The sequence below is a fragment of the Solibacillus sp. NPDC093137 genome, assembly GCF_050280445.1.
Lineage (GTDB): Bacteria > Bacillota > Bacilli > Bacillales_A > Planococcaceae > Solibacillus > Solibacillus isronensis_B.
Map to the genome: position 1 here is coordinate 13773 of NZ_JBNNVH010000001.1, position 12893 is coordinate 26665.

General features: G+C 39.6%; 10 protein-coding genes, 1 riboswitch and 1 other annotated feature. Of the genes, 5 read left to right on the forward strand and 5 right to left on the reverse strand.

Annotation, left to right across the window (positions count from 1 at the left end):
- Positions 1-5: 5 nt before the first annotated feature.
- Positions 6-1592: a phosphoenolpyruvate carboxykinase (ATP) gene (pckA, locus tag ACQKN3_RS00105; protein ID WP_427708553.1), complete on the reverse strand. Its 1587-nt coding sequence runs from the start codon at positions 1590-1592 to the stop codon at positions 6-8.
- A 198-nt stretch (positions 1593-1790) separates the two neighbouring features.
- Positions 1791-1906, forward strand: a riboswitch (SAM riboswitch).
- Positions 1907-2171: 265 nt separating this feature from the next.
- Here pckA and metK point away from each other — a divergent pair.
- Positions 2172-3368, forward strand: a complete 1197-nt coding sequence (gene metK, locus ACQKN3_RS00110; RefSeq protein ID WP_251686427.1) for a methionine adenosyltransferase — start codon at positions 2172-2174, stop codon at positions 3366-3368.
- Positions 3369-3478: 110 nt separating this feature from the next.
- Here the strand turns inward: metK and ACQKN3_RS00115 are convergent, their stop codons facing one another.
- Positions 3479-3991: a gamma carbonic anhydrase family protein gene (locus tag ACQKN3_RS00115; protein ID WP_251686428.1), complete on the reverse strand. Its 513-nt coding sequence runs from the start codon at positions 3989-3991 to the stop codon at positions 3479-3481.
- Between the two features lie 254 nt (positions 3992-4245).
- Here ACQKN3_RS00115 and ACQKN3_RS00120 point away from each other — a divergent pair, with 254 nt between their 5' ends.
- Both ACQKN3_RS00120 and ACQKN3_RS00125 read left to right on the forward strand, forming a co-directional pair.
- Positions 4246-5049, forward strand: coding sequence for an alpha/beta hydrolase (locus ACQKN3_RS00120; RefSeq protein ID WP_251686429.1), 804 nt, complete (start codon positions 4246-4248; stop codon positions 5047-5049).
- A 133-nt stretch (positions 5050-5182) separates the two neighbouring features.
- Positions 5183-6643, forward strand: a complete 1461-nt coding sequence (locus tag ACQKN3_RS00125; RefSeq protein ID WP_427708556.1) for an alanine/glycine:cation symporter family protein — start codon at positions 5183-5185, stop codon at positions 6641-6643.
- Positions 6644-6672: 29 nt separating this feature from the next.
- Here ACQKN3_RS00125 and ACQKN3_RS00130 read toward each other — a convergent pair whose 3' ends face one another.
- The 3 genes from ACQKN3_RS00130 to ACQKN3_RS00140 are packed head-to-tail and all read right to left on the reverse strand — an operon-like array spanning position 6673 to position 8660.
- On the reverse strand, positions 6673-7086 hold the full coding sequence (locus ACQKN3_RS00130; RefSeq protein WP_427708558.1) for a pyrimidine dimer DNA glycosylase/endonuclease V: 414 nt from the start codon (positions 7084-7086) through the stop codon (positions 6673-6675).
- 30 nt (positions 7087-7116) lie between these two features.
- Positions 7117-7707 carry a class I SAM-dependent methyltransferase gene (locus ACQKN3_RS00135; protein WP_427708560.1) on the reverse strand — a complete coding sequence of 197 codons (591 nt, stop codon included), beginning with the start codon at positions 7705-7707 and terminating at the stop codon, positions 7117-7119.
- Positions 7704-8660 (reverse strand): TIGR01212 family radical SAM protein, encoded by a 957-nt coding sequence (locus ACQKN3_RS00140; RefSeq protein ID WP_251686433.1) that lies wholly within the window; start codon positions 8658-8660, stop codon positions 7704-7706. The genes ACQKN3_RS00135 and ACQKN3_RS00140 overlap by 4 nt, the downstream gene beginning before the upstream one ends.
- Before the next feature lie 133 nt (positions 8661-8793).
- Here ACQKN3_RS00140 and ACQKN3_RS00145 point away from each other — a divergent pair, with 133 nt between their 5' ends.
- Together ACQKN3_RS00145 and leuS are read left to right on the forward strand one after the other, a co-directional pair.
- Entirely contained in the window at positions 8794-9963 is a 1170-nt protein-coding gene (locus ACQKN3_RS00145; protein ID WP_427708562.1) for an MDR family MFS transporter, read from the forward strand.
- A gap of 51 nt (positions 9964-10014) precedes the next feature.
- Positions 10015-10230 (forward strand) — a binding site (T-box leader).
- Positions 10231-10342: 112 nt separating this feature from the next.
- Positions 10343-12757 (forward strand): leucine--tRNA ligase, encoded by a 2415-nt coding sequence (gene leuS / locus ACQKN3_RS00150; RefSeq protein ID WP_427708564.1) that lies wholly within the window; start codon positions 10343-10345, stop codon positions 12755-12757.
- Positions 12758-12893: the final 136 nt, after the last annotated feature.

A 12893-nucleotide genomic window follows, 5' to 3' on the forward strand; every position in this document is an offset into this window, starting at 1 on the left:
GTAAATTATACTAATGGACCGCCTTTTTGAACGATTGCTTCATCAACATTCTCGAACTTCTTGAAGTTGTTTTTGAACAGTTCGGCAAGTTCAGAAGCTTTTTTGTCATACGCAGCTTTGTCTGCCCATGCATCACGAGGATTTAATACGTTAGTTGGTACACCTTCAACTGCTACTGGGATGTTTAATCCAAATACAGCGTCTTGGGTAGTTTCAACGTTATTTAATTTACCGTCGATTGCAGCACGCACCATTGCGCGTGTATAAGAAAGCTTCATACGGCTGCCTACACCATATTCGCCACCAGTCCAACCAGTGTTTACTAGGAATACTTGTGAACCGTGCTCATCAATTTTCTTACCTAATTGCTCTGCATAAACAGTTGCAGCAAGCGGCAGGAACGGAGAACCGAAGCATGTAGAGAATACTGGTTCTGGCTCTGTTACACCACGTTCTGTACCGGCAAGTTTAGAAGTGAAACCGCTTAGGAAGTGATACATTGCCTGCTCTTTAGTCAATTTAGAGATAGGAGGTAATACACCAAATGCATCGGCTGTTAAGAAGACGATTGTATTTGGATGACCTGCTACTGATGGCAAGACGATATTATCGATAAAGTCGATAGGGTAAGCGACACGTGTGTTTTCTGTTAAAGAACCGTCTGCATAGTCGCATTCACGTGATTCAGGGTCTACCGCAACGTTTTCTAATACTGAACCAAAGCGGATTGCATTGTAAATTTCCGGCTCATTTTCAGCAGATAGGTTAATTGTTTTTGCATAGCAACCACCTTCAATGTTGAATACGCCATTGTCAGACCAGCCGTGCTCGTCATCACCGATTAATTTACGGTCTTTGTCAGCTGATAAAGTAGTTTTTCCTGTACCAGATAAACCGAAGAATAATGCTACATCGCCTTCTTCTCCAACGTTTGCAGAACAGTGCATCGGGAAGATACCTTGTTCAGGTAACAAGTAGTTCATAATACCGAAGATTGACTTCTTCATTTCACCTGCGTACTCAGTTCCGCCGATTAAGATGATTTTCTTTTCGATAGATGTTATAATAAATGTTTCCGATCCAGTACCGTCTACTTCCGGATCTGCTTTGAAGTTTGGCGCAGATACGATTGTAAACTCGGCAACGTGTTTAGCCAATTCGTCTCCTGTTGGGCGGATGAATAATTGATGACAGAATAGATTATGCCAAGCATATTCGTTAATTACTTTAATAGATAATTGAGACTCTTTGTCTGCACCAGCAAAACCGTTGAATACATATAACTCGTCACGTTCTTTTAAGTAATTTATAACTTTTACATAAAGTTTATCAAATACTTCTGCAGAGATCGGACGGTTTACTTTACCCCAATCGATTTTGTCATTTGAAATTTCTTCTTCTACTATATATTTATCTTTAGGAGAGCGGCCAGTATATTTGCCTGTTTCAGCACGTAATGCGCCTTCAACAGTTAGCGATGCTTCTCCGCGTGATGTAGCTTTTTCAATTAATTGTGGAACAGATAATTGAGTTTTGATGTTTTCCCCGTTTAAAAGTTCTTTCAGCTCGTTAGCAATTTCTACCGAATTCATCTATTAAATACCATCCTTTTTTATAGTATTCCCTTATAGAGGGGAGTTGATTCCTAATTCAAAAATAGTATAACACATTAAGTGAAATAATCTATACTAATTGCAAATTATTTTTTCGTAAATTTTAGCAGATCGAAAAAAGTCAAAATTTGTTGACAGTACTTGAATTTTTGCGTAAGATGTTTAATTGAACGGATACTCTTATCCCGAGCTGGTGGAGGGGCAGGCCCTATGAAACCCGGCAACCTGCGTATATTTTATACGTGTTGGTGCCAACCTGATGCAAGGGCAAAATTTCCCTTGAACGATAAGAGTGAAAGGTAACGAAACGTAATATCCTTTCCTCACGTGTGATGAACACGGCTATGAGAGAAAGGATTTTTTTTATTTTGTTTTACAATTTCGTACTGAACGAAAATTATATAGTTACAGCCTTTCAGACCCTCGTGTTAAAGCAAATATAGCTTGACGTTAAAAAGGCAGCTACGCATCAGCGTAATTCCTGCAATATAACGGACATGGGTAATGAGTACCGTATCAATAAAAAACAATTGCCAAAGTGATTTAGGAGGAAATGACATGACAAATCGTCGACTGTTTACATCAGAAAGTGTAACGGAAGGACATCCGGACAAAATTTGTGATCAAATTTCGGATGCCATTTTAGACGCTATTTTAGCTGCAGATCCAAATGCACGTGTAGCTTGTGAAACTACGGTAACAACAGGCTTAGTATTAGTATCTGGTGAAATTACAACTTCTACTTATGTAGATATGAAAGGGATTATCCGCGATACAGTAGCAGAAATCGGCTATACACGCGGTAAGTACGGCTTTGATGCTGAAAATCTTGCAGTACTAGTAGCTGTAGGAGAGCAATCACCTGACATTGCACAAGGTGTTGACCAGGCATTGGAAGCACGTGAAGGTTCAATGACTGAAGATGAACTTGAAGCAATCGGTGCAGGCGACCAAGGTTTAATGTTTGGTTATGCATGTAACGAAACACCGGAACTTATGCCTATGCCTATTTCTTTAGCTCACAAATTAGCTCGTCGTTTAACAGAAGTGCGTAAATCAGGCGAATTGGAATATTTACGTCCGGACGGTAAAACACAAGTAACAATCGAATATGATGAAAACAATGAACCTGTTCGTGTAGATACAATTGTTATTTCAACACAGCACGATGAAGAAGCAACATTGGAACAAATCCAAACAGACATTAAAGAACACGTTATTAAACCGGTAGTTCCTGCTCATTTATTGGATGAAGCTACAAAGTACTTCATCAACCCAACAGGTCGCTTCGTAATCGGCGGACCTAAAGGAGATGCAGGTCTTACAGGACGTAAAATTATTGTTGATACTTACGGCGGTTATGCACGTCACGGTGGCGGAGCATTCTCTGGTAAGGATGCAACAAAAGTTGACCGCTCTGCAGCATATGCAGCACGCTATGTTGCCAAAAATATTGTAGCAGCTGGCTTAGCTGACCGTGCTGAAGTGCAACTTGCTTATGCAATCGGTGTTGCACAACCTGTTTCAATCGCTGTTGATACATTTGGCACAGGAAAAGTAGCAGAATCCCAAATCGTAAACTGGGTTCGTGAACTCTTTGACCTACGTCCTGCAGGCATTATTAAAATGCTTGATTTACGTCGCCCAATCTATAAACAAACAGCAGCATACGGACATTTCGGTCGCACAGATTTAAATGTGCCATGGGAAAATACGGATAAAGCAGCTGAATTAAAAGCAAAAGCAGGAATTTAATAAAATAAAAAGGAGCATCCGGTTAAATGGATAGCTCCTTTTTTTGTAGTTTCCAGTAAACTTCCTATATTATAGGTAGAGATTTCGAAAAACAGTAAATGAGTGTGAAATTATTTCTGAAGTGATTTATAGTATTGTCCCTTCGCTACATATTCGGAAATAATGCGATCCATATCTGCGCGATCTTCTGCAGTTACTTCACGTACAACTTTTGCTGGGCGTCCCATCGCTAAACAGTTGGGAGGAATCACTTTTCCCGGTGGCACAAGACTACCGGCACCGATAAATGCTCCTTCGCCTATAACGGCTCCGTCCAATATGATGGAACCCATACCAACTAAAGCACGTTTCTTAATTGTACAGCTATGTAATGTAACTTGATGACCTACTGTTACTTCATCTTCAATAATGAGAGGGTAAGCGGGACTTTGGTGAAGGCAGCTCAAATCCTGGATGCTGACACGGTCGCCAATTATTGTCTTGTTTACATCGCCGCGGATTACTGTGTTAAACCAAATTGAAGTTTCGGCTCCTATTGTTACATCGCCGGTAATTGTGGCATAGTCGGCAATAAATGCAGAAGGGTGAATCGTCGGTATTTTATCCTTATAAGGGTATATCATTTTTCATTTCCTCATTTCTTCTATAAAATTGTAGATAAATCTATAGATATCGTAACAAAACGTGAAGATTTTTCAATTAACATTTCTTTTAGATCGGAATGTATTATAATTAAACAAATAAATAGTAATATAATGATGCCGATATTAAAGAAGGCGCAATACCATAATTTTTTGATACACGGCAAAACTCAGATTTAAAATTAAAGGTCTCGTGTTTATGACATAAAAATAATTTACATGTAAGGAGTATGGCCATGTGGAAATGGGAAACAGAGCAACAACCAAAAGCCGTAGTCGTTATTCTTCATAGCGCATATGAACATCATCGGTGGTACGCATGGTTAATCGAAAAGTTCCGTAGTTCTCACTTTCACGTTGTGATGGGAGATTTGCCGGGACATGGAGAGCAAGGAAAGTATACAAAGTATCATGATGAAGATTTTAAAGAATATTACAAGTATACAAAAGTGTTATTGAAAGTGGCACTAGAATATAATTTACCGCTTTTTATCGTCGGAAATGGGCTAGGGGCTGCAATAGCTACGTACGTGCTCCAGAACAATAAAATAGAATGTGCGGGTGTTGTTTTAACATCCCCTTGGTTTAACTTAAAGCTGGCACCGGGTAAACTGTCGAATGCTTTATCAAGCTTCAGCGCCATTACATCGAATGTTAAGCTGAAACATGAGTTGGAGCCTCACCATCTTACCCGGAATACAGATGTATTAATGGAGTTGAAAGAACAATTACCGTTAACGAGTATGGTGACGGTAAAATGGTATCGCGACTGGCAGCAGATGACGCGTACAATCCGTAACCCCGAATTGAAGTTCCCGGATATCCCGGTATTATTAATGACAGGTGAAAATGATAAAGTTACAGACATTAGTACATCAAAGAAATGGATAACAGAACATACGCTTTCCGAGTTTCACTATAAGCAATGGAAAGGTTGCCTCCACAGCCTTTATTTTGAAGTGGAAAGGGAAGATGTTTTTAAATTTACGATAGATTATATTAATAATGTTTTAAGAGACTTGGGATATATTATTGAATAGTGATAAGCCTAACAAAATCATACTTTGTTAGGTTTATTTTTATTTTCTTTAAAAAAAATATATCGAAATTTTCGAATATTTGTAATATACTAAATTTCAAATTAATACATTATTTCAACAAAGGGGGTATAGTATGGATTTCTTGAATGATTTTGTAGGATGGGCCAACAATATTTTATGGGGTCCTGTCATGATTTATGGTATTTTAATCGTTGGTTTGTTTTTCTCTATCCTTACAAAGTTTGCGCAAGTCAGGCTTATTAAAGACATGTTCACGCTAATGTTCACAGGGGAAAAGTCCGATGCCGGAGTTTCTTCCTTCCAGGCAATGTCGATTGCGTTGTCGGGTCGTGTCGGTACGGGGAATATTGTAGGGACGGCTTCAGCAATTGCTTTTGGGGGTCCGGGAGCGGTGTTCTGGATGTGGGTTACAGCCTTTATTGGGGCATCTACAGCGTACATGGAGTCCACATTGGCGCAGATTTACAAAGAGAAAAAAGATGGGCAATATCGAGGAGGCCCGGCATTCTACATTGAAAAAACAACGGGAATTCGCGCATTAGGAATTATTTTTGCGGTTGCCATGATTGCATCTGTTGCGTTTTTAATGCCAGGTGTTCAGGCAAATGCCATTGCAGGTGCGGTTGATAACGCATTCGGTATTGATCCATGGATTACTGGTCTAATTACGATTCTTTTATTAGCGGTCATTATTTTTGGCGGGGTTAAACGTATTGCGAACACAGCACAAATTTTAGTTCCGTTCATGGCATTAGCCTATTTATTAGTAGCCGGTATTATTATTATTTTGAATATTACAGCTGTGCCTGAAGTGTTAGCATTAATTTTCCGCAGTGCGTTTGCGGCAGATGCGGTATTTGGCGGGATGATTGGTAGCGCTATTTTCTGGGGTGTAAAACGTGCTATCTATTCAAACGAAGCAGGGCAGGGTACTGGTGCACATCCAGCTGCTGCTGCAGAAGTATCACATCCGGCAAAACAAGGTTTAGTGCAGGCAGCATCAATTTATATTGATACATTACTAGTATGTTCTGCAACAGCACTGATGATTTTATTCATGGGTACATACAATGTCCATGAGGGTAGCCAAGATGGAGCGCTGATCGAAGCAAAAATGGATGAGACAATAACGTATTCAGGCTTTACGCAAGCAGCGGTAAACGATGCGTTCCCATCTTTAAATAACTTTGGTTCGGGGTTTGTAGCGATTGCACTGTTCTTCTTTGCCTTTACAACTTTAATGGCATATTACTATATTGCTGAAACGAATGTTTCATATATGTTTAATGGTAAGGCAAGACGAATCGGGATATTGTTAATGAAATTCATATTATTGGCTTCGGCATTTTACGGAACAGTTAAAACATCCGATTTAGCTTGGGCATTCGGTGACGTTGGTTTAGGATTAACGGTTTGGATTAACGTAATTATGCTATTATTCATTATGAAGCCTGCCCTCATTGCATTGAAGGATTATGAGCAACAGAAAAAAGAAGGAAAAGACCCAGTATTTGATCCGAAAAAACTCGGAATTAAAAATGCTGATTTCTGGGAGACATATAAGAAAGATTAATAGATAAATAGATTAAAAGGAGCAGCTAGTTAAAAAGCTGCTCCTTTTTTTATGGAATAATACTGATGTAGTGCCTCAAATTGTTCTGTAGTAAAATCTTTTTGTCCGCGAATATATTTTTCATATAAATTATAGTAGCAAATCGTTAAATACTCATCATTATGGTGGCGGCTGTATGGCGGATAGTATGCATATTCAGACAAACTAAAATCGGCAAAATAACGATCCATCTTATCAATCGTACGAATTGTAATGTTTCTGGCACGCATTTCCTTCAGAACAATTTGCGTATAAATATATAAATCCTCTTTTGGGTATTCATAAATATAATTGATTAATACATGTTTGTCTTCCTTCACGAAAATGCTGTTCAACTCGCGCCACTGGGCAAGCAACTGACTTTTTGGAATAAAAGGGATTAACTCGGTATGCCATAAACGCATCATTTCACCTCATTAAAGATAGAAAAAGAGCTAAGAAAACTTAGCCTCTATCGGAAATTCTTTTACTTTTTCTAATGCAATGATAAACGGGGGATCATTTTTCTGATTCACAAACTCATAGCGCAGAACATGTACATGTTTTTGCGGTAAATCACTTACATAGCGAATTACTTCGTCGCGCTCGTCTTTTCCGCCTTCATGACCATGATAAACGACTAAAACGATCATTCCCCCGACTTTTAACAGCTTTAACAAACTTTCAATCGCTTGGATCGTAGTGTTCGGCTGTGTTACAATTTCATGATTGCTGCCTGGCAGATAACCAAGATTAAAAATAGCGGCTGAAACAGGTTTGTGAATATAGTTTGCCACATTTTCATGCCCGTCTCTTAAAACGATTGCCCGATGCTCAAGTGCGTTATCGAGCAGTCGGTGTAATGTTGCATCAACCGCTTCCTTTTGCACATCAAACGCATATACATAACCGTCATCTCCAACGAGATTGGCTAAAAAAAGTGTATCATGTCCATTTCCTGCTGTTGCATCGACTGCAATATCACCCTCGGAAACTGACATTTCCAATAAGGTTTGGGCATATTGAAGAACACGTTCTAATTTCATTTTGTCACATCCGCCTTATAAAACTTCCCTTGGTAAGAACCACGACGTTCCAGCTCTGCATCAATTCCGTTCAGAACTTCCCATTTGTTGACAGACCACATCGGACCGATCATTAAATCGATTGGGCCATCACCTGTAATACGGTGGACGATCATTTCAGGGGGAATAATTTCTAGCTGATCTGCCACGAGTTGAATATAAGCATCCTTATCCATAAACTCCAGCATGCCTTTTTCGTATTGCTTCACAAGTGGTGTTCCTTTTAAAAGGTGCAGTAGATGGATTTTAATCCCTTGTACATCAAGCTTTGCCACTTCACGGGCTGTTTCCATCATCATATCGTAATCCTCTAAAGGCAATCCGTTAATAATATGTGTCACAACTCGAATACCATGCTTGCGCAGTTTATTAACACCTTCTACATATGTAGCGTAATCATGTGCGCGGTTAATTAAATTGGCAGTTTTTTCATGAACTGTTTGAAGTCCTAGCTCTACCCATAAATATGTGCGTTCATTTAACTCTGCCAAATATTCTACAACATCATCCGGCAAACAGTCAGGACGCGTTGCAATTGAAAGTCCCATTACTCCTTCACAGGCAAGTGCTGCTTCGAACTTTTCCTTTAATACTTCAAGTGGAGCATGTGTATTTGTATACGCTTGGAAGTAGGCCATAGTTAAGCCATCTTTCCATTTGTTCTCCATTTTTGCTTTAATCTTTTCGAACTGTACCGGAATCGGATCAACTTTACTGCCCGCAAAGTCTCCTGAACCAGCTGCCGAACAGAACGTGCAACCGCCAAAAGCGACCGTACCATCACGGTTTGGGCAATCAAACCCTGCATCCAAAGCAACCTTGTAAACTTTCTTTCCGAATTCATTTCGTAAATAGCGATTCCATGTATAATAACGTTTCCCGTCTGACGGGAAAGGGAAATTTGTTTCAGTCATTCCTTGTTCACTCCTCTAACGTATTATTCTAACACGGACAGAACATCGTGTCCTAATAGAAATCTTTTTCTTGTACAAATTCCTGTTAAAGAATAAACTAGTAAATTGAGCAAATATTGAAGGAGGAAGTTGATTGCCGAAACAAGTATGGTTTTTAATTATTGGCACATTCGTAAATACGGTCGGAAATTCATTTTTATGGCCTTTAAATAGCATTTATATCCATGATCATTTAGGGAAAACTTTAACTACAGCTGGAATTGTCCTCATGCTAAATTCATTGGCAGGTGTGTTCGGTAATCTAGTAGGTGGTTATTTATTTGATAAATTAGGTGGTTATAAAGCAATTTTAATTGGGGTTGTATTTAATTTATTGTCAATCACACTGTTGACCATTTGGCATGATTGGCCGCAATACATCATATTTTTGACGATGTTGGGCTTTAGTGGAGGAATTGTGTACCCGGCCATCTATGCGATAGCAGGGAGTGCCTGGCCAGAAGGAGGTCGCCGTGCGTTTAACTCGATTTTTTTGGCAAATAACGTAGGGGTCGCAATTGGCCCGGCATTGGCAGGCGTTGTTGCCGATATTAAGTTTGACTATGTATTTAGTGCGAATCTATTTTTCTATGCTATATTTTTTGTGCTTGTCATCACGACATATAAGCGTTTTGATATGAAGGGACTGACAACTAAACCGTTCTCAGGTAATGAGACAAAAAGAAGAAACAGGGGACCGATTGTGGCGATCAGTATATTAAGTATCTCTTTAATCGTTTGCTGGTTAAGCTACTCTCAATGGAGTGCGACCATTTCTTCTTATACACAAGGGTTAGGAATGAGTCTGTCCGAATACAGTTTATTATGGACGATCAACGGCTTCATGATCGTTGCAGTTCAACCGATTATCCGACCGCTTGTCACACGTTGGGAAAACAAAATAAAACATCAGCTGGTGCTTGGTCTCATATTGATGTCGCTATCTTATATCGTCGTTTATTTTGCGCAGGACTTTAAGATGTTTGTTGCAGCGATGGTCATTTTGACGTTTGGGGAAGTGTTCTTTACACCGGTTATTCCGATGATTGCCAATAAATTGGCGCCTCATGGACAAGAAGGCTTCTATCAAGGGCTTGTCAATAGTGCATCAACAATTGGACGGATGATTGGCCCTGTATTTGGCGGGTTAATGGTAGATTTATATGGCATGCAAATATTGATGCTAATATTATCACTACTCATTGTCATTGCAATTATTCCATGTCTGTTCTTTGATCGTACGTTAGGAAAAGAACAAACATAAAACAGTTACTTGTACTTTTGTGTTGAATTCGTTAAAATGAATGAAATAATAATATTGACTGTGATGAGGAATAGTAAACGGACGCACTTTATAGAGAGCTGGCGGCAGGTGGAAGCCGGTAAGTGTCAAGTTGAACTCGCCTCGGAGTTTGCTTTAGTGAAGTAATAGTAGCTAATGGCCGTGTATTCGCGTTAAGAAATGAAGCTGAGTGCTGCGTCACTAATTTGGGTGGTACCGCGGGAGTAAAAAATACCTCTCGTCCCTTCTTATCATAAGATGGGACGGGATTTTTTTATTTTTTAAATATTCTGTTAAATCATTGATGATGCGCCTAAAATACATAAACCACAGCAAGAATATATTTAAAGGAGGAATTATTGTGAGTTTTAATCATCAGCAAATTGAGAAAAAGTGGCAAACGTTTTGGGATGTCAATAAAACATTCAAAACTGAAAATGAAATGGATAAGCCAAAGTTTTATGCATTGGATATGTTCCCGTATCCATCGGGTGCGGGTCTGCACGTAGGACACCCTGAAGGCTATACAGCGACAGATATTTTATCTCGTTTTAAACGTATGCAAGGCTACAATGTTCTTCATCCAATGGGTTGGGATGCATTCGGTTTACCTGCAGAGCAATATGCACTTGATACAGGAAATGACCCGGCTGAATTTACGGCAAAAAACATCGCGACATTTAAACGTCAAATTAACGAACTAGGCTTCTCTTATGACTGGGATCGTGAAATTAATACAACTGATCCTTCATACTACAAATGGACGCAATGGATTTTCACTAAGTTAGTGGAAATGGATTTAGCGTATGTAGATGAAGTGGCAGTAAACTGGTGTGAAGCATTAGGTACAGTACTTGCAAACGAAGAAGTAATCGACGGAGTTTCTGAGCGCGGCGGTCACCCGGTAGTACGTCGTCCGATGCGACAATGGGTACTGCGTATTACAAAATATGCAGACCGTTTAGTCGATGATTTAGTTGATGTTGACTGGCCTGAATCAATTAAGGAAATGCAACGTAACTGGATTGGACGTTCTGAAGGCGCACAAGTGAAATTCACAGTTGCCAACACAGACAAAAACTTCGAAGTTTTCACAACACGTCCGGATACATTATTTGGCGCGACATACTGTGTATTAGCACCAGAGCATAAATTAGTAGCCGACATTACTACTGCAGAGCAAAAAGAAGCGGTAGAAGCATACTTGGAAAAAGTATCGTTAAAATCTGATCTGGAACGTACAGACTTGGCGAAAGAAAAAACAGGTGTATTCACAGGTGCTTATGCAGTGAACCCGATTAACGGCAAACAAGTGCCAATCTGGATTGCGGATTATGTATTGGCAACATACGGAACTGGTGCAATAATGGCTGTTCCTGCACACGATGAGCGTGACTATGAATTCGCGAAAGAGTTCAATTTAGAAATTATTCCGGTACTTGAAGGCGGAGACATCGAGAATGAAGCATTCACTGGTGATGGTGCGCACATTAACTCGGACTTCTTAAACGGATTAAATAAAACGGACGGCATTGCGAAGGCTATTGACTGGTTAGTGGAAAATGGTGTAGGGGAAAAGAAAATCACTTACCGTTTACGCGACTGGTTATTCAGCCGTCAACGTTATTGGGGTGAACCAATTCCAGTAATTCACTGGGAAGATGGCACAATGACTACGATACCTGTAGAAGAGCTGCCATTGGAATTACCGAAAACAACAAACATCCGTCCTTCCGGTACTGGTGAATCACCACTTGCAAATATTGAAGAATGGGTGAATGTAGTTGATCCAGTAACAGGCAAAAAAGGCCGCCGTGAAACGAATACAATGCCGCAATGGGCTGGTTCATCATGGTACTTCCTGCGCTATATCGATCCGAAAAATGATCAGGCGCTTGCAGATCCGGAACTATTAAAACATTGGCTACCAGTCGATATTTATATCGGTGGTGCAGAGCACGCAGTACTTCACTTACTATACGCACGCTTCTGGCATAAAGTGCTTTATGATTTAGGACTTGTTCATACGAAAGAACCGTTCCAAAAGTTATTTAACCAGGGGATGATTCTAGGTGAAGGTAATGAAAAAATGTCTAAATCAAAAGGCAATGTAGTAAACCCGGATGACATTATTGCTTCACACGGTGCAGATACATTACGTTTATACGAAATGTTCATGGGTCCACTTGAAGCTTCAGTTGCATGGAGCACGAACGGTCTTGATGGGGCACGTCGTTTCCTAGATCGTATTTGGCGTCTATTCGTAACAGATGAAGGGAAGCTAGCTGCAAAAATTCAGGATTCTTCTGATACGGCATTGGAAAAAGTGTATCACCAAACTGTGAAAAAAGTGACGGAAGACTATGAAGGCATTCGCTTTAACACAGCGATTTCACAAATGATGGTCTTCATTAATGATTGCTACAAAGCGGAAGTAATTCCAACAGAATATGCAAAAGGCTTCGTGAAGCTTTTATCACCAATCGCACCGCATATTGCTGAAGAACTTTGGTCAATTTTAGGACATGAAGGCACAATTACGTATGCAACATGGCCAACATTCGATGAGTCGAAACTAGTAGACGATGAAATCGAAGTTGTTGTACAAGTTTTAGGTAAAGTACGTGCAAAAGTAACGGTTGCAAAAGATATTACTAAAGAAGAGTTAGAAAAAGTTGCTTTAGCAGACAGCAAAGTACAAGAATTTATCGAAGGAAAAACGGTTGTGAAAGTAATTGTCATCCCAGGTAAATTAGTAAATATCGTTGTTAAATAATAAGTGAAATAAAATTAATGCACGGTGTTTTCATAAAGAAATCACCGTGCATTTTTATTTTGATATTGCATGAAGAGCAAAAATAACTATGTTGCGTAACCAAATTCTATGTAATACTAGAATAGTAAATGTTCAC

Bases quoted from the DNA above. Each gene is read 5' to 3' on its own strand.
- metK (WP_251686427.1), top strand. From the start codon at position 2,172: ATGACAAATCGTCGACTGTTTACATCAGAAAGTGTAACGGAAGGACAT.
- ACQKN3_RS00135 (WP_427708560.1), bottom strand. From the start codon at position 7,707: ATGAAATTAGAACGTGTTCTTCAATATGCCCAAACCTTATTGGAAATG.
- ACQKN3_RS00140 (WP_251686433.1), bottom strand. From the start codon at position 8,660: ATGACTGAAACAAATTTCCCTTTCCCGTCAGACGGGAAACGTTATTAT.
- ACQKN3_RS00125 (WP_427708556.1), top strand. From the start codon at position 5,183: ATGGATTTCTTGAATGATTTTGTAGGATGGGCCAACAATATTTTATGG.
- ACQKN3_RS00130 (WP_427708558.1), bottom strand. From the start codon at position 7,086: ATGCGTTTATGGCATACCGAGTTAATCCCTTTTATTCCAAAAAGTCAG.
- pckA (WP_427708553.1), bottom strand. From the start codon at position 1,592: ATGAATTCGGTAGAAATTGCTAACGAGCTGAAAGAACTTTTAAACGGG.
- ACQKN3_RS00120 (WP_251686429.1), top strand. From the start codon at position 4,246: ATGTGGAAATGGGAAACAGAGCAACAACCAAAAGCCGTAGTCGTTATT.
- ACQKN3_RS00115 (WP_251686428.1), bottom strand. From the start codon at position 3,991: ATGATATACCCTTATAAGGATAAAATACCGACGATTCACCCTTCTGCA.